This window comes from Paracoccus saliphilus (assembly GCF_028553805.1).
Taxonomy (GTDB): Bacteria; Pseudomonadota; Alphaproteobacteria; order Rhodobacterales; family Rhodobacteraceae; genus Paracoccus; species Paracoccus saliphilus.
Genome location: NZ_CP067140.1, coordinates 208,438 through 230,660 on the forward strand (window position 1 = coordinate 208,438; position 22,223 = coordinate 230,660).

The window sequence follows — 22,223 nt, forward strand, 5'->3', positions numbered from 1 at the left end:
GCTATTCAGGCTCTGCCGCGCTTTTCGACCAATCGCGCCAACAGGCTTGCCCCGACCGGCAATATGCTGTCGTCAAAGACAAAGCCCGGATTATGCAGCGGCACCGTTCCGCCATGTCCGAGGTTGAAGAAAGCCCCCGGAACTTCGCGCAGCAGATCGGCCATATCCTCCGAGCCCATCGTCAGCTCGGCATTCGCCTGCGCCTTGTCGCCCAGTAGTTCCTGCGCCACCTCGATCAGGTTCCCGACGCGCTCGGGATCATTCGACAGGACATCGAAGACATTGCGAATATCCGCCGAGATTTCAATCTCATGCGCCAATGCCAGGCCCGCGCAAAGCTGCCGGATGCGTGCCTCGATCATGGCGCCGTCGGCGTCGTCGAAATAGCGGAAGGTGCCGCGCAGGACGGCGGATTCGGGGATCACGTTATAGGCGCTGCCCGCGTGGAATTCGGTCACCGAGACAACCGCCGCATGTGTCGGATCGGTATTGCGCGAGACGATCTCCTGCATGTCCTTGACCAGCCCGCTGCCGATCACGATCGGGTCGCGGCTGACCTGCGGCATCGCGCCGTGACTGCCCCGGCCCTTGATTTCTATATCGAAAAAGCCTGCCCCCGCTTGTGCCTTGCCAGCCCTGATCCGCAATTCGGCATGTTCGCTATAGGGCGAGTTATGCATCCCATACAGCTCATCGCAGGGAAACCGCTCGAACAACCCGTCGCGCAGCATTGCGCGCGCGCCGCCCAACCCTTCTTCGGCGGGTTGAAAGATGAACACGGCGCGGCCCGTGAAATCGCGCGTTTCGGCCAGGTAGCGCGCCGCGCCAAGCAGCATGGTCGTATGACCGTCATGGCCACAGCCATGGAACACGCCGGGATTGCTTGAGGCATAGGGCAGGTTGGTCTGCTCATCCATCGGCAGCGCGTCCATATCGGCACGAAGGCCGATGGTTCGGCCGGGTTGCTTTCCATCGAGCACGCCGACCACGCCCGTTCCGCCGACGCCACGCGTGACCTCGATCCCCCATTCCTGCAGCAATTCCGCCACCCGTGCCGAGGTGCGGTGTTCTTCAAAGCCCAGTTCGGGATGGCGATGAAAATCTTGGCGAATTGCGGTCAGTTCATCGGCGAATTCGGCGATGCGGTCGATGCTTTGCATGGGGTCCTTCCGTTCGGTTTGTCCGGATGATGTCGGATATCCGGTCCGGCCGTCATCAGAGCAGCAGTGCCGCCGACGTGCAACCGTGGTTCAATGCGGGGATGGACGGAAATTGCAGGGATATTTCAGGCTATCGGGCAAGTGGCCGCAGGATCGGCTATTTGTCCGTGCCGCCATGCCTGCGCAGGATCAACATTGTATCGATGCCTGCCAGAGCCAGGGTCGCGGCGACCACGCCGCCCAGATCCCATCGCGGAACATACCAGACCAGTATGACCAGAAAGCCGGTAAAAATCGCAAAGGCCAGAACGGCCATCAGCTTCTCGCTCATGCTGTCTCTCCCATTTGCTCGGTGGTCTGCTGCGATTCAAGATGCTGCATCAGCCATGCCGCCGTGCGCAACAGCCGCGCATCGTCTCCGACCCGTCCGACAAGCTGCAGGCCCATGGGCAACCCCTCTTCGGTCGCGAATAGGGGCAGGGTCACGGCGGGCGTTCCGCAAAGCGTCCATATGCCGTTGAAGGCGGAATCGCCGGTGCTGTTCAATCCGTCGGGGGCGGGACCGGGGCTGGCCGCGCAGATGATGGCGTCGCAGCGCTCGAAGACGCGCTCCAGCCCGGCGTTGAGCACGTCGCGCCAATCGAGCGCGGCCAGGTAGTCGCGTGCCAGCACCGCCTTGCCCGCGTCTATCGCCTCGATTAGCTGCGGCGACATCAGGTCGCGGCCCCGGCGCTCGTGATTGTAATAGCATTTCGCCATCTCGGCCTGGTTGATCCGCGTGCGGGTCTGTTGCGCCTCGGCGAAGATGGGCGGCAGATCCACCCGCTCGACCTGATCACCCAGCATGTCGGCCAGCTCATCCAGCGCGGCGCGCATGCGGGGATCGGTTTCCGGTGGGGCCGGAAGATCGGCCAAGGCGAAATGCGGGTGCACCGGCGGTTCCGAGGTTGCCGTCTGGTGCAGCCGGGGGGCGGGCATCGGGGCGGTTGCCCGGTCGGCGGGATCGTGACCCGCCATCGCCTCGGCCAGCAAGGCGGCATCGGGAACCGAGCGGGCAAAGACCCCGACCGTGTCGAGAAAGGGCGATTGCGGCAGGATGCCGGAGCGGCCGATCATCCCGAAGCTTGGCTTGAACCCGACCACGCCGCAGAACGAGGCGGGCCTGATGACCGAGCCGCCGGTCTGTGTGCCTACGGCGAGCGGCACCATTCCCGCCGCAACAGCTACCGCGGAGCCGGACGAAGACCCTCCGGGCGTGCGCGAGGGATCATGCGGGTTGCGGGATTTCGAGGGCTGCATGAAGGCCATCTCGGTCGTGACGGTCTTGCCCATGATGATGGCGCCAGCCGCGCGCAGCCTTGCCACGAGGACCGCATCCTCGCGGGGGACGCGGCCCTTGTCGATCCCGGTGCCGTTCTCGGTTGGCACGCGTGCGGTGTCGATGACATCCTTGATGCCCACCGGTAGCCCGTGCAGCGCCCCGATGGGCGCGCCGGACTTGCGGCGCGCGTCCAGCGCTCGTGCCTGCTCCAGTGCATATTCGCCATCCAGCCAGGCCCAAGCCTGCAATTGCGGCTCGATCTCATGGATGCGTTTCAGGCAGGCGGTGACCAGATCGACCGCCGAGATTTCACCCCGAGCGATGCGATCGCGCAGATCGGTAGCGTATAGCTGTGTCAGGTTAACCGCCATAGAACAGCTCCGGCAGGTAGAAGACGAGATCGGGGAAGACATACATCAGCGCCATGGCGATGAAGACCATGAACAGGAAGGGCAGCACCCCGGCGAAAATCTGGGTCAGCTTGACGCTTGGTGGCGCGATGCCCTTCAGATAATAAGCTGCCATTGCCATGGGTGGTGTCAGGAACGAGGTCTGCAGGTTCAGCGCCACGAGAATGCCGAAGAACAGCGGATCGATCTCGAACATCGGCAGCAGCGGCAGGAAGATCGGCACGAAGATGATGATGATCTCGGACCACTCCAGTGGCCAGCCGAGCAGAAAGATGATCAGCTGTGCCAGCAGCAGGAATTGCAGCGGCGTCAGGTCCAATCCGCCCACGAATTCCGAGATCAGCTGTTCTCCTCCCAGATAGGAAAACACCGATGAGAAGGTATAGGAGCCGACGAAGAGCCAGCAGACCATCGCCGTGGTGCGTACCGTCAGATAGACCGACTCGCGCAGCCGCTGGAAGGTAAGTGCGCGATAGGCAGTGGCCAGCACCAGCCCTCCCAGGGCTCCGATGGCTGCGGCCTCTGTCGGGGTCGCAAGGCCAAAGAGGATGGAGCCGAGAACTGCCACGATCAGAATCGCCAGCGGGAAGAACGAGGTGGCCAGCATCAGCAGCAGGCGTGGCCACGGCACCGATGGCACCTCTTCCTCGGAGGGGCGCGGCGCGACGGAGGGCTGGAGGATGGAACGGCCGATCACATAGGTCAGGTAAAGCCCCACCAGCACCAGCCCCGGCAGCATCGCCCCGGCATAGAGGCGCACGATCGACACGCCCGAAGCGGCAGCATAGACGATCAGCATGATCGAGGGCGGAATCAGGATGCCGAGCGTGCCACCCGCACAAATGATGCCGCTGGCAAAGCTGGGATCATAGCGCGCCTTCAGCATGGCGGGCAGTGCCAGCAATCCCATCAGGGTCACGACGGCCCCGACGATGCCGGTCGCGGTGGCGAACAATGCGCAGGTGATCAGCGCTGCCACCCCCATCGACCCCGGCATGTTGCGCGAGGCGACCGCCAGAGTCGAGAACAGCCGGTCGACGATATTGGCGCGTTCGACGATATAGCCCATGAAAAGGAACAGCGGCACGGCCGTCAGCACCTCGTTCGACATGACGGTATAGGTCTGGTTGATGAACAGATCGAAGATGCGGTTGTTGAAGAAGCCTTCGATCCAGGTTGTAACCGAGGTCAGCCAGTCGGCATCCTCGCCCAATCGTTCGAAGCTGCGCCACATTCGACCCGCGTCGAAATAGGCGAAATAACCGAACATGATACCCAGGGCCATCAGTGTGAAGGCGATGGGAAAACCCAGGAAAACCAGGATGATGAACACGCCCAGCATCGACAGGGCGACTTGCGGGTCGGTCACGTTTTGCTCTCCGGAAGGATGTTTGAGAAGATCGGATCAGGCGTCATGGGTTTCCTGCGCCTTTTCGCGGATCAGGCGTTCCTCGGTTTCCTCGACATCCTCCTGGGCAAGATACCAGACCCCGTCCCGCAATGCGAGGATGCAGCGGATGATCTGGGCGATGCCCTGGATGAAGAGCAGGATTCCGGCGGCGACGAGCACCGTTTTGAACTGGAAGATCGGCACGCCGGCGGGGCTGTTTACGCTAACCTCGCCATATCTCCAGCCACGGGCGGCATATTTCCAGCCCGAGAAGATCAGCGCGGTGACGCCCGGAAAGAAGAACAGAAGATATAGCACCAGGTCGATTCCAGCCTGCACCCGGACCGGCCACATCCGATACAGGAAATCGCCGCGCACATGTCCGCCGCGCGACAGCGTGTAAGCGCCGCCCATCATGAACAGAGTGCCATACATGATGAAGGAGACGTCCAGCGACCATGTCGTGGGCGCGTTGAAGATGTAACGGACGACGACCTCGTAGCTGACCCCGATGGTCATCAGCATGACCAGCCAGCCAAAGGTCTTGCCGAACCATGCCGACAGGTTGTCGGCAAAGCGCATGAAGGCGAACATGGGATTCCTCGCATTGCGAACCGCCCCGGCCGGTCAGCCGGGGCGGCAAGGCTCAGAGCTTTAATTCGCCCGGGAAGAAATGCTCATAGGCAAGCGCATAGTCGGGCTTGTCCATCAGCTCGTAATAGGTCGTCCGTTTGACCCATTCACGCTGACTGTCCATCACCTTCTTGATGAACGGATCTTCCTCGAGCGTGGTGATCATGTCCGTCCAGGCCTCAAGCTGTGCCTGAAGGATGGGCTGCGGCGTTTTCTGAACCGAGACCCCGTCCTCGTCGCGCAGTTTCAACAGGTCGGCCGAATAATTGTCCAGCGCATAGGCGGTGTTATAGGTCGAAACGGCCTCGACAGCGTGCTCGACGATGGCCCGCAGATCGGGCTCGAGATCTTCCATCACGTCGCGGTTGAACAGGAATTCGAAGGCCTCGGAGGCCTGGTGATAGGAGCCGAGGTAATAGTTCTTGGCCACGTCCTGCGCGCCGAAGCGGCGGTCCGAGGACGGGTTGTTGAACTCGAAAGCGTCGATCACGCCACGCTCCATCGCCGGAACGATCTCGCCGCCGGGAAGCTGTGCGACCGACATGCCCATGGATTGCAGCAGATCGGCGGCAAGGCCGACGGTGCGGTATTTCATGCCCTGGATGTCCTCGACCCCGGCAATAGGGTTCTTGAACCAGCCGAATGGCTGTGCGGGCATCGGGAAAGCCATCAGGCCGACGACGTTCAGCCCCATTTCGTCCTGCGTCAGCTCGCGATACAATTCGCGGCCGCCGCCTTGCCAGAACCAGCTGAGCATGTTCGTGGGATCACCGCCAAAGACCGGCCCGGTGCCGAACAGCGAGGCGGCCTTGTGCTTGCCATACCAATAGGCGGAAACGGAATGCGCAATGTCGATGACCCCGTCGCTGACCCCGTCCATCACCTGGAACGCGCCCACGACAGCACCGGCGGGCAGCAGGTCGATCTTGATTCGACCACCGGACATCGCCTCGACCCGGTCCACATATTGTTGCGCCATGGTCTGCCAGATGTCCGAGGCCGGCCAACTGGTTTGCATCTTCAGTGTCAGCGGCGACTGCGCCAGAACTGCCGGAGCCGCGACAAGCGTGCTGGCAGCGGCTCCGCCGGCGAGGACGCTTCCGCGACGCAGAAACGAACGGCGTGAAACATCCTGAGTTACCGGTACATGTTTGGTCATTTTTTCCTCCCCCATTTGCTACGGATTAGATCCAAGCATGGGTGACACTGTCCAAACAATTGGCTTTTGATGCAAGGAAATGTTCACATCCTGTAGGTCTTCACGCTTTGTAATGCGCAGAAACTGACACGGTTCAGTAAGCTTGTTTGGCTTATGGCCGAGTTTTCGTATCGTCACGGCAGGCTCTGCCGATGAGGTGAGCAACCTGTCTCAAAGGATATTAACCTGTCTTGGCAATATCCTTGACTTGGCCAATTCATCCGTTGTCGTATTCGTTCACGTTAATCAGGGGTAAATAGAATATGAGAAAACTTGCTTTCGCCATGGTTGGCATAGCAGTCCTGTCGGCCTGCAGCATTGATCCGAAGGATTGGGAAACGGATCCGGTAACGGTCGATACGCCGAATGGTCAGGTGGTCTGCCAGCTCTATTCGCCCGATATGGTGCGTTGGGACCGTGCGATCGAACGTCCGGAGAACATGTCTGTCGAAACCGCCGACGCGTATTGCCATAATGAAGGCGTGAAACAGAAGAATATGTGACGCGCAGGGGTATCCGCTTCGACAGCGAGGCGGAAGCAGCCGATCCTGTTTCCATATTGAAATCACGGCGTTTATCGCTCGCAGACCACGCGGTCATGGAAAATCGCGTGGTCCTTTCTTTTGACGGTTACAGTCCCGTCGCTTCATCCAGCCCCAGCATGATGTTGAGGTTCTGTACCGATGCCCCGGACGCGCCCTTGCCCAGATTGTCCAGCACGGTGACGATGGTCGCACAACCGGAGTCCTGGTCTCCCTGAACCGAGATATGCATCATATTGGTGCCGTTCAGTATCGTCGGTACGATCCGCGGCCCGGTCTCGCCAAGGTTCAGAACACGGACAAAATGCTCTCCCTTGTAATGAGCTGCCAGCGCGTCATGCAATGCCGGCATGTTGCGGCGCCCATCCAGACGCAACGGCAGCTGTACCGCCATGCCCTGTGCAAAACTCCCGACCGACGGTGCAAAGATCGGCTGCATGGTCAACCCACTCTGCTGAATGATCTCGGGAATATGCTTGTGATTCTGATCCACGCCGTAAACGAAATGCGCCGGGGCCTCGCCCCTCTCATATTCCGCGATCAGGTTCTTGCCGCCACCGGTAAAGCCCGAGACCGCATTGATCGAGAGCGGCTCGTCCGGCGCGATCAGCCCGGCGGCAACCAGAGGGGCGATCATCGCGATGGAGCCGGTCGAATAGCAACCCGGATTGCTGACGAAGCGTGCCCCGGCGATGCGCGCACGATTGCCCTTGTCGAGTTCGGGGAAGCCGAAAACCCAAGCCTTGTCGACGCGATGCGCTGTCGAGGCATCGATCAGCCGCACATCCAGGGCCTCGCACAGCCTGACCGCCTCGCGCGCCGCGTCATCGGGCAGGCACAGGATCGCGACATCTGCCTGGGCGAAGGCCTCGCGCCTTGCCTCTGCATCCTTTCGGCGTTCGGGATCGACCTGGATCAATCGGATATCTTCACGCGCCTCCAGCCGCTCGCGGATCTGCAGACCCGTTGTGCCAGCCTCGCCATCGATGAAGATATTATGCGCCATTCTTGGTCCTCCAAAGTAATGCCCCGCTTATAGGCGCATCCCGACCGCATCACAATCGGGGGAAGGACTCAGGTCGAGCAGATTTCCGAACGGGTGAGAAACCGTTTCTCGCGCCCGTTATCGAGACTGAACATCCCGCCCCGTCCCGGCACGACATCGATGATCAGGTCGGTATGTTTCCAGGCCTCGTATTGGCTGGCCGAGATATAGAACGGCGCTCCGCCGATCTCGCCCAGCTTCACATCCCGTTCGCTCACCTTGAAATCGCTTTGCGGATAACACATCGGCGACGACCCGTCGCAGCAACCGCCCGATTGGTGAAACAGGACGGGACCATGGTCCGCAACGATCTCTGTAATCAGCTCCAACGCTTCCGGGGTAGCGGTGACAGTGGACATCTCGCGCCTCCATTTCCACCTTTCGCCCGGTGGTACGGGCCGATCTCACCCATTCATGCAGGCTTGGCGCCTGAACGATTTCATTCTGCCTGATCCGAGCCGGATTTTACAGAGATTCTGATCGCGTGCATTGAAACCGAAATTTTCCGGGAAGAACTGACGATCCATCCAGATCACGTGGGCATCTCATCCGCCCAAGGGGGATTCGCGCCGGGACGTGATACGGTGATTGCGGCAGCTTGCGCGCCCAGGGTCAGGGCGGCAAGAAGCTGTTCGCCGGTAATTTCCGTGATTCCGTCCTTGTTCAGCACACCCTGGTTTCGCAGGCTGGCGAGCACGCCTGCGTTGAACGTATCACCGGCGCCGATCGTATCGGCAACGGTCGTGCGGATGGCGGGGGCGCTGACGGTCTCGCCCGACCAGAAGGCGCGGGCACCGGATGCGCCGCCGGTTTGCAGGACGATTTTCGGACCCAGTGCCAGCACCTTGCGGGCGGCGTCCTCGGGGTCAATCCCGGGATGCAGCCATTCAAGGTCATCGGTCGAGAGTTTGACGATATCTGCCTGTGGCAGGATGCGATGCAGACGAGCACGAAAAGCCTTTGGGTTGGCGATGAAAAAAGGCCGGATATTCGGATCGATCATGATCGGAAGGCGTGCGTGGTTGCGCTCGATCAAGGCTTCGACGGCCGCGCCGCATGGGTCGGGAACAAGGCTGATGCCGCCTGTGAAGATCGCCTCGATCCGGTCGGGCAGGGTGGGAATGTCTGCGGGAGACAGCATTCGGCCTGCCGAGCCCTCGTCATAGAAGGAATAGACCGCATCGCCATCCGTCAGCGTCACCAGCGCCAATGTCGTCAGCCGGTCCGAGCGGGGGCAAAGGCCGATATCGACCCCGGCCTCGGTCAGCGGGCGAAGCAGCACCTCGCCGAAAGGATCGCGGCTGATCGGCCAGAGATAGGCAGTCGGCGCGTCCAGGCGGCCCAATGCGATCGCCGTGTTATAGACGGCCCCGCCTGCAAGTGGTCGGAATGTGCCGCCCTCCGGCACCATGTCGATCAATGATTCACCTGAACACAGGATCATGGTCACGTCCTCCCGCTATGTGCTGCCAATGGCAAAATTTTCGACCGGAGTCATCCCATCCGGCAGCACTACATCGCCAAGCTGGATATAACCCCCGGTCTCGGCGAAATACAGGAAAACCGTTAGCGCCACCAGTGTAGCGATGACGGCGGCGGCGATTTTCCAGATTGACCAGGGGCGTTCGCCCTGAACCCGGCCCGACTGCCCATTGACCAGAAAGCGATAGCTCTTGCCGTTATATTTGTAGGCGGCGGCCCAGATCGGCAGCAAGATATGTTTGAAGGTCTCGTCGCTGTAGTCGGTCTGGACCCGTTCGACCCGCTGCTCGTCTCCGCCGATGTCGCGGCGGGCGTCGTTCAGGATCACCCCAGCCATTTCCTGCCGCGCGACCTGATGACCCTCGGCAAGCGGGATCGTATATCCCTCGGCGTTGAACCCGGCGAGATAGTCGGGCCGGTAAGTCGCCAGATGCGACAGGTCCCATGGTGCCAGCCCGTCCGAGAACCGTCGCGGCAGCGAAGCCGAAGCTAGCACCAGCACATCGTTGAAATCGCGGGAGACCCGGCCCGAAGCATGGCTCCAGCGGATGCGTCTGACCTGCCGGGCCACACGCTGACGGCGGCCATTGACCTCTTGCGTGACATAGACGGTCTCGTAATAGGCATCGCCGCGTTGACCGGAATAGGCTGAGCGCGTGCGGGCATCGAATGTCCAGAACGGCGAATAGATGCCGCTCATTCTCCGTCCGCGCCGCGCATAGGCCAGCAGGCCGGAAGGTGCGAACCACAGCCGTCCCAACCAATCCTCCATTGCCGCGCGGGCCTGCTCCTCGGATAGCACGAAAGGTAGCACGCCCTGCGGCTTGATGTGGCGGGTGGTGCCGGTATCGATGACGACAGGAGTGGCGCAGAACGGGCAGGCACTGGCATGGCTGTCGCCGTCGAATTGCATCTGCGCGCCGCAATTGGGACATGAGGTGGTGCGGATGTCTTCGGCCACATCCGGGGCCGTATCGAGCCGCAATCCCTTTTCCAGCGGCAGTTCCACCAGCTGCGGTGCCTTGTGCCCGGCATCCCATTGCAGTGCCCGGCCCGTCGAAGGGCCTTTCAGAATCGCCGTCTCGGCCCGATCTTGCGGCTGGCGGGCCGGGGCCCGCGTTGCACCGTCACCGATGCTCTGCCGATGGCCGCAATAATCGCAAACCAGATGTTGCTGCCCCGGCTGGAAGCGCAGGCTGGCACCGCATTGCTCGCAGGGATAGCGGTGCTCGGTCGGTGGTGTCGGCATCGGCGGTCAGCGCGGCAGCGGCGGCGGCATCGCGGTGAACAATTGTGCGAGCTCGGGGATGTCCTCGGCAGGCAACCAGCCATCCTGACCCTGTGTCCAGACCAATGTTTCGCGGGTGAAGCTGCCTTCGGTCACCATGCGTCCAAGGTGGCCGCGACCGAACGGACCCTGTGCCTGACCGTCGATCGCCACATGCCAGACGGTTTCGGCCTGACGTCCCGGCAGTGGAGGTGGCGTCGCTGGGCCTGCGGCGGCAGTGGATGCCGGTTGAGCTTGTGGTGTTTGCCCCCAGGGTCCGGCCATGCCCATTCCCATGGCAGCGCCCATTGCGGCACCCATTCCCGCACCGGCGCCACCGGGGTTCTCGCTGGCCTTTACCATCGCCTCGCTGGCGGCGTATTGGCTGTAGTGGTCCAGATCACCGATGATTCCCATCGAGGTCCGCTTGTCCAGCATCTTCTCGACCTCCTGGGGGAGGCTGATATTCTCGATATAGAATTCGGGCAGGCTGAGCCCATAGGCCGATATTACCGGCTCGATGGCTTTGGCGACCAGCTTGCCCAGATCACCGGTATTCGCGGCCATGTCGAGCACCGGGATTCCCGATCCGGCGATCATGCGCGAAAATTCCTGCACGATCACGTTGCGGATCTGGAAGGTGATCTCGTCACTGGTGAATTCGCCATCCGTGCCGACGATTTCCGACATGAAATGCGCCGGGTCCGAGACGCGCATCGAATAGGTGCCGAAGGCCCGCAGGCGTATCGGGCCGAATTCAGGGTCGCGCGCGATGATCGGATTCTTCGTGCCCCATTTCAGGTTGTTGAAGCGAGTGGTGTTGACGAAGTAGATTTCCGATTTGAACGGGCTGCGAAAACCGTGATCCCAATGCTGCAGCCGGGTCATGATCGGCAGGTTGTTGGTTTCCAGCATGTAGAGGCCGGGCTTGAACACATCGGCCAGCTGCCCTTCATGGATGAAGACGGCGGCCTGCCCTTCGCGCACCGTCAGTTTGGCGCCGTATTTGATTGCCCGGCCGACCGTGTCGAAGCGCCAGACCATGGTGTCATGCGTGTCGTCGGTCCATTCGATGATCTCGATGAACTCGCCGCCGAGGATGTCGAAGATGCTCATGCTGTACTCCGTCCGAAATCGATGGCGCGGGTTGCTCGCGGCCATCCTTGCCCAACTATTTGCACAGGACAGCGACAGAATCCATTCACTGATGACCCCGCTGCGGTGGAGGCTGCCTTACGGTAGCAATTCCCCCGCGATTTTCCGCACAACCGGCGCGGCCTCTGCCTCTGACATGCCGGGGCGAAGGCGTGGATCGTACAGGATCTGCAGCAGCAATTCGTCATGCCGCGTCAGCAGGGCGAATTCCTCGTCATCATTGAAGATCGAAGGGCGCGCCTCGGGGCTATCATTGGCAAGACCCATGCCCTGAGCCATCTCTTCATGGACGCAGGACAGCCGCAGGAGCGGCGGCAATTCGGCCCGGATCACCGCGACGGCATGGGCATAGCTGGTCGATGCGCCCTTGGAATAGGCGAAGACGGTGCAATAGATATCGGGTGAGAGATCGCGCAATGCCGCGATGTCCTGTGCTGGTATGCCCGGTGCAAGGTCGGGCAGGCGCGCGCTGATATCCCGGCGCTCCTCGTCGTTCAGAACCAGCATGGTGAAATTGCCGGTACCGTCTGTCAATTTGACGCTGTGGCCAGTGATCTGTTCCAGCCGGTCGGCAAAGGCGGCAACCTCGCTGCGGATTTCTTGTTTCAGAGCAGTATCGGATGATGGGCCGAACTCCAGGTCGACGTGAACTGGCTGCTGCCATCGCCGCAACGGTGCGCTGGCGCCATCGGCATGGCGCTTGCCATCGCTGCCATATTCGTCATGCAATGCGATCTGGATGAAATTCTGTGCCAGTGTCTCGGCATCGATGGGCGCATCGATAGGGGTTCGGTCAAGGCGCAGCCGGTTGCCGTCGAGCAATTTCCGCTCGACTTCCGCGTAATAGTTCTGCTGCGTTTGACTGACCGCGCTTACCCTGGTTGCCGCGACCCGATTCGCGGCTCGATTCCGCTCTGCCCGGGCCTCGCGAATCTCTGCCTGGGTGGGGCCCTCGGGTTCCGGAGGTTCAGGCTCCGTGACGGGGGGCGGAACGATCCTGACGTCCTTCTCACCCTTGTCCGTACAACCGGCCAGCGCGAATGCGAGCATCAGCGCCGACGTTGTCAGCGGATAGCGCCGGTGATTGCGCGAGGTCAAAGAGGACATTGTCAGCATCACGGTTCAACCGGCCGTCCGGCCGCCCCCTCCGATCCGCTCTGACGCTGTGCACGGGCCGAGGACAGCGCATTCCGCAATTCCGCCTCCATCTGGGTCAGTTCCTCTTCGGCCGCAGCTCGTCTGGCGCGACCCTCATCAGCGATCCGCAAGCTGTCCTCGATTGTCGAGATAAGTTCAGCATTTGCCGTGCGGACGGCCTCGATATCGAACACGCCCCGTTCGGTCTGCGTGCGGATCTGGGCATTTGCCTGGCGAAGGTTCTCTGCATTGCCGGTCAGCAGGTCATTGGTCAGATCGCTGGCTTCCTTGACCGCGTTGGCGGCCTCGGCGCTGCGCTGGATCGTGACGGCCTGCGCAAGCTGCGTTTCCCATAGCGGCACCGTGTTCACCAGGGTCGAGTTGATCTTCGTCACCAGTGATTTGTCGTTTTCCTGCACCAGCCGGATTGAGGGCAGTGATTGCATCGTCACCTGCCGCGTCAGCTTCAGATCATGCACCCGGCGCTCCAGGTCATCGCGCATGGTCTGCAGATCGCGCAGCTCCTGTGCCTCCATCACCTGATCGGATTCGGCGGCCTTGTCCAATGCAGCCCGCTTGGCGGGGATCACCTCGTTGTCGAGTTCACGCAGCTTTTCCTCGCCCGCCGCGATATAAAGCGCGAGTTCGTCGTAGAAGTTCAGCGTGCGGTCATAGAGCAGGTCCAGCGATTTGATATCCTTCAGAAGCTGCTGCTCATGCCCTTCCAGATCCGTCGTCACACGGTCGATCTGGGTCTGCACTTCTTCGTACTTGGCGGTGAATTTCGCAAAAGGTGCGACACGGCCCAGCAAACGTTCCCACCAGCTGCGTTCGCGCCGCAGGTCCAGTTCCGAGGTCGAGAACCCCCTGATCGAGGTGACGATTTCGCGCAGGCTTTCGCCCGCCGGGCCAACATCCTTGTTCTTGACGTCGGCCAGCATCTTCTGGCTGATCTGCTGCAACTCGGTTTGGGCGCCCGCACCGAAATGGATGATAGAGCCGGAATCGTCGATATTGATCTCGGCAATGCGTTTGCGGATTTCCTCGCTTGTCGCCGCATCGGCAGTGGTGATCTGGACCTGATCGCTGCTGGGTTCGGGCAGCACGACCGAGGTTACGTCTTCGATGTCCTTGCTGACGGCCTCGGCTCGGCGTTTCGTGTCTTCGGTCATGACGTGCTTCCCTTTTGACTTTGACGACCGCCTCGGCCGTTTTGCGCTGCAGCATAAGGTGATTCGGCGGGCATTCAACAACAGAGGGGGGCGAAAAGTTCGCCCCCCTTGCAGACGGGCAACGCCCGCCGTGTTCAATTTGCATCAGAATGCCGCGATCCTACGCGGCCTTTTCCTGCGGCCCGAACCGGCCATAGAAGCTGTCACCCTTGCCCGCCATGTCACGCAGCAAATCCGGTGCCTCGAAACGCTCGCCATGACGGTCGGTCAGGCCCTTGCAGATCTCGACTGCGCGTGCCGCGCCAAGCATGTCCAGCCAGCCGAAGGGGCCACCGGACCAGGGTGCAAAGCCCCAACCCAGGATCGCGCCGACATCGCCTTCGCGAATGTCTTCCAGCACCCCTTCCTCAAGCGCACGGACGGCTTCGAGGGTCTGTGCAAACATCAGTCGGTGCTGCACCTCGGTCAGTTCCGGCTGCTCATCGGCCTGCGGGTATTTCGCCTCGAGCCCTTCCCAAAGCTCCTGGCGCTTGCCCTTGTCGTCGTAGGCATAGAAGCCGGCCTTCGATTTGCGGCCAAGGCGACCCTCATCGGCCATCCAGAACAGTACCTCGTCAACCGCGCCATCGGGATAGGCGTCACCCATGGCCGCCCTGGTCGCCTTGGCGATCTTGACGCCCAGATCGATAGAGGTCTCGTCGACCAGTTGCAGCGGCCCCAGGGGCATACCCATCATCTTGGCCGCATTCTCGACCAGCACCGGGTTGACGCCTTCGGCCACCATCCGCACACCTTCGTTGATATAAGGGATGATGCAGCGATTGGCATAGAAGAAGCGGGCATCGTTCACCACGATCGGCGTCTTGCGAATCTGGCGCACGAAATCGAGCGCCTTGGCAACGGCGCGGTCGCCTGTCTCGCGGCCCTTGATGATCTCGACCAGCAACATCTTGTCCACGGGCGAGAAGAAATGGATGCCGATGAACTGATCGGCGCGGCTGCTCGCCTTGGCCAGATCGCTGATCGGCAGGGTCGAGGTGTTGGTGGCAAAGATCGCGTCCTGCGGAATGACCGCCTCGGCCTTTTTCGTCACCTCGGCCTTGATGCCGGGATCCTCGAACACTGCCTCGACCACCAGGTCGCAGCCATCCAGCGCGGCATAATCCGTGGTCGGCAGGATGCGGCCCAGGACCTCGGCCTTTTTCTCCTCGGTCGATTTCTTGCGGCTGATTGCCTTGTCCAGCAGATCTTCCGAATAGGATTTGCCCTTCTCGGCGGCCTCCTGCTTGGCGTCGATCAGCACCACCTCGATGCCGGCCATGGCGCTGACATAGGCGATGCCCGCACCCATCATTCCCGCACCGAGGATGCCGACCTTCCTGACCGTCTGGTCCGGTGCCTCGGGACGATTCGCCCCCTTCTCCAACGCTTCCTTGTTGATGAAGAGGCTGCGGATCATGGCGCCGGACGAAGGGTTCATCAGCACATTGGTAAACCAGCGTGCCTCGATCTTCAGGGCCTGGTCAAAGGGCACCAGCGCGCCTTCATAGACCGCCGACAACAGGGCCTTGGCGGCAGGGTAAACCCCCATCGTCTTGCCATGGACCATCGCGCTTGCGCCGACAAAGGTCATGAAGCCCGCCGGATGATAGGGCGCGCCGCCGGGCATCTTGTAGCCCTTCTGGTCCCAGGGCTTGACCAGGTCCGCATCCTTGGCGTTCAGCACCCATTCGCGCGCGGCGGCCAGTGGATCCTCGGCCACCTCGTCGATGATCCCGGCAGCCTTGGCCTTCTTTGGATCGTTCAGCTTGCCCTCCAGCAGGAACGGCGCGGCCATCATCGCCCCCAGCTTGCGCACCAGCCGCGTGGTGCCGCCCCCGCCGGGGAAAATGCCGACCATGATTTCTGGCAGGCCGATCTTGGCCTTCGGGTTGTCGGCCGCAAAAATGCGATGTGTGGCCAGCGGCAGTTCCAGCCCGATACCAAGCGCCGTGCCGGGCAGGGCCGCCGCGATGGGCTTGCCGCCCTTCAGCGTCTTGGGGTCCATCCCTGCGCGCTCGATCTTGCGCAGCAGGTGATGCAGGGTCATGATCCCGTCGAACACGCCCTGCGCGCCGCCCTGATCCTTCATCCCGGCAATGACATTGAGATCCATCCCGGCGGCGAAATCCTTTTTGCCGCTGGTGATGACGATGCCCTTCACTGCCTCGTCGGCAAGCGCGTTATCGATCAGCTTGTCCAGCTCAGCCGCGCCGTCCAGCGACAACACGTTCATGGATTTCTTCGGGACATCCCAGGTGATGACGGCAACGCCGTCCGAGTCTTTCTTGATCGTGAAATCGGTCATCTGAATGCCCTCCCTTACACGCGCTCGATGATGGTGGCCGCACCCATGCCGGAAGCGATGCACAGCGTCGCAAGCCCGACCTGCTTGTCCTGCCGCTCCAACTCGTCCAGCAATGTGCCGATGATGATAGCGCCGGTCGCGCCAAGCGGATGGCCCATGGCGATGGAGCCGCCATTGACATTGACCTTGCCGGGATCGACCTGGAATGCCTGCATGAAGCGCAGCACGACCGCAGCGAAGGCCTCGTTCACCTCGAACAGGTCGATATCGCCGATCGACATGCCGCTGTCCTTCAGGATTTTCTCGGTGACGGGCACCGGCCCGGTCAGCATGATCGTCGGATCGGTGCCGATCTTGGCGGTCGCGCGGATACGGGCGCGGGGCTTCAGCCCATGCGCCTCGCCGAATTCCTTGCTGCCAATCAGCACGGCGGCGGCCCCGTCCACGATGCCCGAGCTGTTCCCGGCATGGTGGATATGCTCGATATGCGGCAGATGCGGATATTTCAGCATCGCCACCTTGTCGAAACCGGGCATGGCCTCGCCCATCTCCTTGAAACTGGGCTTCAGTTTGCCCAGGTCATCCGTGGTCGTGCCGGGGCGCATGTATTCGTCGCGGTCCAGAATGGTCAGCCCGTTCTGATCGGTGACCGGCACAATGGATTTGGCGAAGCGGTTCTCGTCCCATGCCTTGGCCGCCCGTCGCTGCGATTCGACCGCCAGCGCATCGGCCTCTTCGCGGGTGAAGCCGTATTCCGTGGCGATGATGTCGGCGCTGATTCCCTGCGGCACGAAATAGCTTTTCAGCGCAAGGCTTGGATCTACGGCAATCGCCGCCCCGTCGCTGCCCATGGCCACGCGGCCCATCATCTCGACACCGCCGGCAATATAGCCCTGGCCCGCGCCGCCCCTGATCTGGTTCGCGGCGAGATTCACGGCCTCCATGCCGCTGGCGCAGAAACGGTTGATCGCCAGTCCGGGGATCGATTCATCGAGGTCCGAGGCCAGCACCGCTGATCGCGCCAAACAGCCGCCCTGTTCCTTGACCTGGGTCACATTGCCCCAGATCACGTCCTCGACGGCGTGACCTTCCAGCCCGTTGCGTTCCTTGACGGCGTTGAGCAGCCGCGCCGACAATGCCAGCGAGGTGACTTCGTGCAGGCTGCCATCATTGCGGCCCTTGCCCCGCGGCGTGCGCGCGGCGTCATAGATATAGGCTTCAGACATGAGTCCTCCTGTGGTGTTCGGTCAGGCCCGATCCGAGGGGTTGCCCGGCATCAGGTCATAGGGATGTTTCCAGCCGGGGAGGGCGGAGATCGCCTCCAGCCAGCGGTCGATATGCGGCCAGTCCTTGCGGTCGAAACCGAATGGCTCGGGGTAGAACAGGTAGCCGCAGCAGGCGAAATCGGCGATGGTCGGGCTGCTATCCGCCACCCATTCCCGCCGCGCGAGGTGAGCGTCCAGCACCTTGTAGGTGGTTTTCAGACGCCCTTGCATAAAGGCGATCGCCTCTTGCGGGCGCTTTTCTTCGGGCAGGAAATTCATCAGGAAACGCGTCGCACCGGCCTGGCCCGACAGCTTGTGATTGTCGAACATCAGCCAGCGCAGCGTCTCGTTGCGGTCCGCTCCGAGGAACTTGCCAGTCCGCTCGGCAATATGGAGCTGGATCACCGCGGATTGCGTCAAGGTCAATTCGCTCTCGCGAAAGACCGGCACCTCGCCCATCTCGTTGATGGCGTGGAATTCGGGACTGCGCGCCTCGCCATTGAAGAAATCGACATAAACCGGCGACCAGTCATAGCCTGCCAGTTCCATGGTCAGCGCCGCCTTGTAGGCGTTGCCGGATTCGCCAAAGCACCAGAGTTGCGCGGTCATGTCTTTTCTCCTAGCTGCCGGGGGCTTTGCACCCCCCGGACCCCCGCAGGATATTTTCATGAAGAAGAAGCGGCGGGTTAACTCTTCTTCAACATTGGTCTGCCAGACCTGTTTGCGCGGTACAGGCTGGGAAGCCGATGACCGCTGAAGGAGAAGGCCCCGGTTTGCTGCATCATCCATGACGATTTGGTGAGCCGGGGCTGGACTTCTTCTTCATTCAAATATCCCCGCCGGAGGCGTCCGGCAGAGAACGCTCCTCCGACCGTCGGGTCGGGTGAGCGGCAGATGTCTAAAAAGCTTTCGCGCCAAGGGCCATCACCGGATCGGCGCCGGACTGGATGCGGGCCAGGTGAGTGACTGTCATTGGCAGTTGACGCTGCATGTAGTAGCGGCCGGTGGCGAGCTTGGTCTCGAGATATTCCTTGTCGCCGTCACCGGCATCCAAAGCGGTCCATGCGGCTACCGCCATTTGTGCCCACATGAAGCCGAGTGTGACATGTCCGAAGAGATGCATGAAGTCATATGACCCGGACAGGGCATCGTTGGGGTTTTTCATGCCGCGCTCCATGAAGAACATCCCTGCATTTTGCAGGTCCTTCGAGGCGGCCTTCAGCGGCTCGATGAAATCGGCTGCGAGGGCCTCGTTCTCGCCATGCTCCTTGCAGAAGGATTTCACCATCTCGAAGAAGCCCATGACATGTTTGCCGCCGTCCTGCGCCAGTTTGCGGCCAACCAGGTCCAGGGCTTGCACGCCATTCGCGCCTTCGTAGATCATGGTGATCCGGGCATCGCGGACGAACTGGCTCATGCCATGCTCCTCGATATAGCCGTGGCCGCCATAGACCTGTTGCGCCAGCACCGCGGACTCGAATCCCTTGTCGGTCAGGAAACCTTTGATGACCGGTGTCAGCAACGAGATCAGCCCTTCGACTTCGGTATTGCCCTGATGCCCGCGATCGATCTGATGCGCGCCCCAGAGTGCCAGCATCCGTGCACCTTCGAGGAAGGATTTCTGATCCATCAGGCTGCGGCGGATGTCTGGATGCACGATCAGTGGATCAGCGGGTCCCGAAGGGTTCTCGGCACCGGTCACGGCGCGGCCCTGCAGGCGATCACGGGCGTATTCGACGGCATTCTGATATGCGGGCACCGCGACGGCATATCCCTGCAGGCCGACGCCGATCCGGGCTTCGTTCATCATTGTGAACATGGCGCGCATACCCTTGTGCAAATCGCCCAGAAGCCATCCTTTCGCGCCATCGTAGTTCATTACGCAGGTCGAATTTCCGTGGATGCCCATCTTCTCTTCGAGATTGCCGACCGAGACCGCGTTGCGCTCGCCCAGTGAGCCGTCTTCGTTGACCAGGAATTTCGGCACGATGAACAGCGAGATGCCCTTGGTGCCTTCGCCGCCGCCGGGCGCCTTGGCCAGCACCAGGTGAATGACGTTCTCGGCCAGATCGTGATCGCCTGCCGAGATGAAGATTTTCTGTCCGGTGATCAGGTAGCTTCCGTCGTCTTGCGGTTCCGCCTTGGTCCGCAACATGCCCAGATCGGTTCCGCAATGCGGCTCGGTCAGGTTCATGGTGCCGGTCCAGTCGCAACTGACCATCTTCGGCAGGTAAGTCTGTTTTTGCGCATCCGTGCCATGGGCGTGGATCGCCGAATAGGCACCATGGGTCAGGCCCTGGTACATGTTGAAGGCCATGTTGGCCGAGACGAATATCTCGCCAGTGGCGACGCCAAGCGAATAGGGCATGCCCTGGCCGCCATATTCGGGGTCGCAGTCCAACCCCGGCCATCCGCCTTCCTTCACGGCCTCGAACGCCTTGCCAAAGCCTTCGGGCGTGCGGACCACGCCATTTTCCAGCGTGCAGCCCTGCTGGTCGCCGACCGCGTTCAGCGGCGCCAGCACCTCCGAGGCCAGCTTGCCGGCGGCATCCAGTACGGCCTCGGTGAAATCGCGGTCCAGCTCGTCATGGCCGGGCAGACCGGATTGCGACAGCTTCAGCACGTCGTGGAGGGCGAACTGCATGTCGCGGATCGGGGGGGTATAGATCGGCATGGTTTATCCTGAACGCTTGCTACGGGTTGCGGTGGACAGATGGTTCTCGGCATCGCCAATCTGCGCCTGCAGATCGGCGATTGCTTCGTGGAGTTCCGAATATTGACGTTCCATGTCCGCCAGACGCTCTCGCGCCACTTCGATCGTGGCGGCGATCTGCGTCTCGTTCCGGCCGCCAGGCTCGTAAAGTTCGAGCAATTGGCGGATCTGTTCGAGGCTAAAGCCGAAGCGCTTGCCGCGCAGGATCAGCGTCAGCCGCGCCCTGTCCCGGCGGTCATACAGCCGATGCTGGCCGCGACGTTGGGGAGAGATCAGCTCCCGCGCCTCGTAGAAGCGCAGGGTGCGGGGGGTGACGCCGAAGGCATCGCACATCTGGCGGATCGTCATCAGCTCGTCGGACATGGATCGCGGTTCCTCCTCGTTCACCGTCTGTCGTCCTTGGCATCGTATATAGCCAAAAGTTGACGCAAACGTAACCGAAACGCTGCGTCACAACCCACAGGCGGACCAGACCCGGCAGTATCGCCGGATGGGGCCGGTCAATCGAGCCCCTTCAATTCATCGGCGGCCGTGTCGCGCAGATCCTGCAAATCGGCGCGGGCCGTCTGCAATTCCTCGATCTGCCCGGCCAAAATTCCTAGCTGCCTGTCGGCCAGTTCCAGCCAGACCTGCAGTTGTTCGCGGCTGCCCTTTTGCTCGTAGATCAGCAGCCATTGGCGAATCTCTTCCAGCGAGAAGCCAAAGCGCCGGCCGCGCAGGATCAGCGTCATACGGGCGGCCTCCCGCGGGCCGTAGAAACGGGAACGCCCTTCCTTATGTGGCTGAAGCAGTTCGATATACTCGTAATAACGCAGGGTCCGGGGCGTCACGTCGAACTTCGCACACATATCCTTGAAACTGATCGCCTGATCGTCCGTCATTCGCCTCTCCCAGCATCCGCTTGTCTGAAAGGCTATCCTGACGCAGGTTGCTTCTCAACCGAAAGGCGCGGATAGCTGTGAACGGGACTTGAGCAGGCATGGTTGCTCCGGCTAAGCCATGGGCGGATTTGAGGAGACTCGACAGATGGGCGACGACGCGAAGAACGCCACGAAAAACGACAATCACGCCCGAATCGCCCAGGCTTTCATCGAGTCGATCCCCCACGCCAGCGCGCTGCGGATGCGTGTCGAGGAAATCGGGGCGGGCCGCGCGGTGATCTCGATGCCGTGGGACGAGCACTTGGTCGGCGATCCGCGCAGCGGCGTCATCCATGGCGGTGTCGTCTCGGCGCTGATGGATACCTGCTGTGGGGCGGCGGTCATGGCGCATTCCAGTAATCCGCGCTCGACCGCGACCATCGACCTGCGGATCGATTACATGCGCGCGGCCAAGCCGGGGCAACGGATCACCGCGCGGGCCGAAGTCTATCACATGACCCGCAGTGTTGCCTTCATGCGGGCGGTGGCGCTGGACGATGATGACGCAAGCAACCCGGTCGCCACCGCGACCGGCGCCTTCACTGTGGAACGATAGGGGCAGGCCGATGGATCGTAACGAGCCGCTGGACCAGATCAAGACCCGCCGCGATTCGGCGCTGAACGCGCTGGTATCGGGCGTTCCCTACATGAATTGGCTGGGGATCAGGTTCGACCGGCGGGGGGATGAGTTGACCGCTGTCCTGCCATTCGACCGCAAGCTGATCGGCAACCCGCAGCTTCCGGCGTTGCATGGCGGCGTGACCGCCGCCTTCCTGGAGATGACTGCGATTGTCGAACTGGCATGGGCCGCGATGTGGGAGGATCTCGAATCGGGCCGCATCGCCCCGGATGCGACCATGCCGGAGAGCCTGCCGCGCCTGCCCAAGACCATCGACTTCACCGTCGATTACCTGCGTAGCGGCTTGCCCCGCGATGCCTATGCCCGCGCCAATGTGGTGCGCTCGGGCCGCCGCTATGCTTCGGTCCAGGTCGAGGCATGGCAGGACAATCGCGCCCGGCCTATCGCCCAAGCATCGGCGCATTTCCTGATGCCACAGGGGTGAGT

At 61.7% G+C, this 22,223-nt stretch carries 22 protein-coding genes; 3 read left to right on the forward strand and 19 right to left on the reverse strand.

Annotation, left to right across the window (positions count from 1 at the left end):
* Window positions 1–5: 5 nt before the first annotated feature.
* The 6 genes from JHX88_RS00940 to JHX88_RS00965 form a co-directional block, all read right to left on the reverse strand.
* On the reverse strand, window positions 6–1,160 hold the full coding sequence (locus JHX88_RS00940; RefSeq protein ID WP_076522374.1) for a M20 aminoacylase family protein: 1,155 nt from the start codon (window positions 1,158–1,160) through the stop codon (window positions 6–8).
* Between the two features lie 157 nt (window positions 1,161–1,317).
* Window positions 1,318–1,491, reverse strand: a complete 174-nt coding sequence (locus tag JHX88_RS00945; RefSeq protein ID WP_176011376.1) for a hypothetical protein — start codon at window positions 1,489–1,491, stop codon at window positions 1,318–1,320.
* On the reverse strand, window positions 1,488–2,852 hold the full coding sequence (locus tag JHX88_RS00950) for an amidase (protein ID WP_076522375.1): 1,365 nt from the start codon (window positions 2,850–2,852) through the stop codon (window positions 1,488–1,490). The genes JHX88_RS00945 and JHX88_RS00950 overlap by 4 nt, the downstream gene beginning before the upstream one ends.
* Window positions 2,842–4,260, reverse strand: coding sequence for a TRAP transporter large permease (locus JHX88_RS00955; protein WP_076522376.1), 1,419 nt, complete (start codon window positions 4,258–4,260; stop codon window positions 2,842–2,844). The genes JHX88_RS00950 and JHX88_RS00955 overlap by 11 nt, the downstream gene beginning before the upstream one ends.
* 36 nt (window positions 4,261–4,296) lie before the next feature.
* Window positions 4,297–4,875 carry a TRAP transporter small permease subunit gene (locus tag JHX88_RS00960; RefSeq protein ID WP_076522377.1) on the reverse strand — a complete coding sequence of 193 codons (579 nt, stop codon included), beginning with the start codon at window positions 4,873–4,875 and terminating at the stop codon, window positions 4,297–4,299.
* 52 nt (window positions 4,876–4,927) lie between these two features.
* Entirely contained in the window at window positions 4,928–6,073 is a 1,146-nt protein-coding gene (locus JHX88_RS00965) for a TRAP transporter substrate-binding protein (protein ID WP_076522378.1), read from the reverse strand.
* A 302-nt stretch (window positions 6,074–6,375) separates the two neighbouring features.
* Here JHX88_RS00965 and JHX88_RS00970 point away from each other — a divergent pair, with 302 nt between their 5' ends.
* Window positions 6,376–6,615: a hypothetical protein gene (locus tag JHX88_RS00970; protein ID WP_076522379.1), complete on the forward strand. Its 240-nt coding sequence runs from the start codon at window positions 6,376–6,378 to the stop codon at window positions 6,613–6,615.
* A gap of 127 nt (window positions 6,616–6,742) precedes the next feature.
* On the opposite strand, the gene argC is transcribed toward JHX88_RS00970, so the two are convergent.
* The 13 genes from argC to JHX88_RS01035 form a co-directional block, all read right to left on the reverse strand.
* Window positions 6,743–7,660, reverse strand: a complete 918-nt coding sequence (gene argC, locus JHX88_RS00975) for an N-acetyl-gamma-glutamyl-phosphate reductase (RefSeq protein ID WP_076522380.1) — start codon at window positions 7,658–7,660, stop codon at window positions 6,743–6,745.
* A 68-nt stretch (window positions 7,661–7,728) separates the two neighbouring features.
* Window positions 7,729–8,058, reverse strand: a complete 330-nt coding sequence (locus JHX88_RS00980) for a DUF779 domain-containing protein (RefSeq protein ID WP_076522381.1) — start codon at window positions 8,056–8,058, stop codon at window positions 7,729–7,731.
* 173 nt (window positions 8,059–8,231) lie between these two features.
* Entirely contained in the window at window positions 8,232–9,143 is a 912-nt protein-coding gene (locus JHX88_RS00985; RefSeq protein ID WP_076522382.1) for a carbohydrate kinase family protein, read from the reverse strand.
* Window positions 9,144–9,158: 15 nt separating this feature from the next.
* On the reverse strand, window positions 9,159–10,430 hold the full coding sequence (locus JHX88_RS00990; RefSeq protein ID WP_076522383.1) for a TFIIB-type zinc ribbon-containing protein: 1,272 nt from the start codon (window positions 10,428–10,430) through the stop codon (window positions 9,159–9,161).
* A 6-nt stretch (window positions 10,431–10,436) separates the two neighbouring features.
* Entirely contained in the window at window positions 10,437–11,564 is a 1,128-nt protein-coding gene (locus JHX88_RS00995; protein WP_076522384.1) for an SPFH domain-containing protein, read from the reverse strand.
* Between the two features lie 117 nt (window positions 11,565–11,681).
* Window positions 11,682–12,710: a DUF2927 domain-containing protein gene (locus tag JHX88_RS01000; RefSeq protein ID WP_141225717.1), complete on the reverse strand. Its 1,029-nt coding sequence runs from the start codon at window positions 12,708–12,710 to the stop codon at window positions 11,682–11,684.
* 8 nt (window positions 12,711–12,718) lie between these two features.
* A complete protein-coding gene (locus tag JHX88_RS01005) occupies window positions 12,719–13,912 on the reverse strand; it encodes a toxic anion resistance protein (protein WP_076522386.1) in 1,194 nt (397 codons plus the stop codon).
* 160 nt (window positions 13,913–14,072) lie between these two features.
* Window positions 14,073–16,259, reverse strand: a complete 2,187-nt coding sequence (locus JHX88_RS01010; protein WP_076522387.1) for a 3-hydroxyacyl-CoA dehydrogenase NAD-binding domain-containing protein — start codon at window positions 16,257–16,259, stop codon at window positions 14,073–14,075.
* Window positions 16,260–16,273: 14 nt separating this feature from the next.
* A complete protein-coding gene (locus JHX88_RS01015) occupies window positions 16,274–17,485 on the reverse strand; it encodes an acetyl-CoA C-acetyltransferase (protein WP_076522388.1) in 1,212 nt (403 codons plus the stop codon).
* Between the two features lie 21 nt (window positions 17,486–17,506).
* The gene (locus tag JHX88_RS01020; RefSeq protein ID WP_076522389.1) at window positions 17,507–18,133 is read right to left on the reverse strand and encodes a glutathione S-transferase family protein; all 627 of its coding nucleotides are present in this window, start codon (window positions 18,131–18,133) and stop codon (window positions 17,507–17,509) included.
* 289 nt (window positions 18,134–18,422) lie between these two features.
* The gene (locus JHX88_RS01025; protein WP_076522390.1) at window positions 18,423–20,198 is read right to left on the reverse strand and encodes an acyl-CoA dehydrogenase C-terminal domain-containing protein; all 1,776 of its coding nucleotides are present in this window, start codon (window positions 20,196–20,198) and stop codon (window positions 18,423–18,425) included.
* Window positions 20,199–20,201: 3 nt separating this feature from the next.
* Window positions 20,202–20,600 (reverse strand): MerR family transcriptional regulator, encoded by a 399-nt coding sequence (locus JHX88_RS01030; protein ID WP_076522391.1) that lies wholly within the window; start codon window positions 20,598–20,600, stop codon window positions 20,202–20,204.
* Between the two features lie 137 nt (window positions 20,601–20,737).
* Complete coding sequence (locus JHX88_RS01035) at window positions 20,738–21,118, reverse strand: MerR family transcriptional regulator (protein ID WP_076522392.1); 381 nt, start codon at window positions 21,116–21,118, stop codon at window positions 20,738–20,740.
* A gap of 145 nt (window positions 21,119–21,263) precedes the next feature.
* On the opposite strand from JHX88_RS01035, the gene JHX88_RS01040 reads away from it, so the two are divergent.
* Together JHX88_RS01040 and JHX88_RS01045 are read left to right on the forward strand one after the other, a co-directional pair.
* A complete protein-coding gene (locus JHX88_RS01040) occupies window positions 21,264–21,713 on the forward strand; it encodes a PaaI family thioesterase (RefSeq protein WP_076522393.1) in 450 nt (149 codons plus the stop codon).
* 10 nt (window positions 21,714–21,723) lie between these two features.
* Complete coding sequence (locus tag JHX88_RS01045; protein WP_076522394.1) at window positions 21,724–22,221, forward strand: PaaI family thioesterase; 498 nt, start codon at window positions 21,724–21,726, stop codon at window positions 22,219–22,221.
* The last annotated feature ends 2 nt before the right edge of the window (window positions 22,222–22,223 follow it).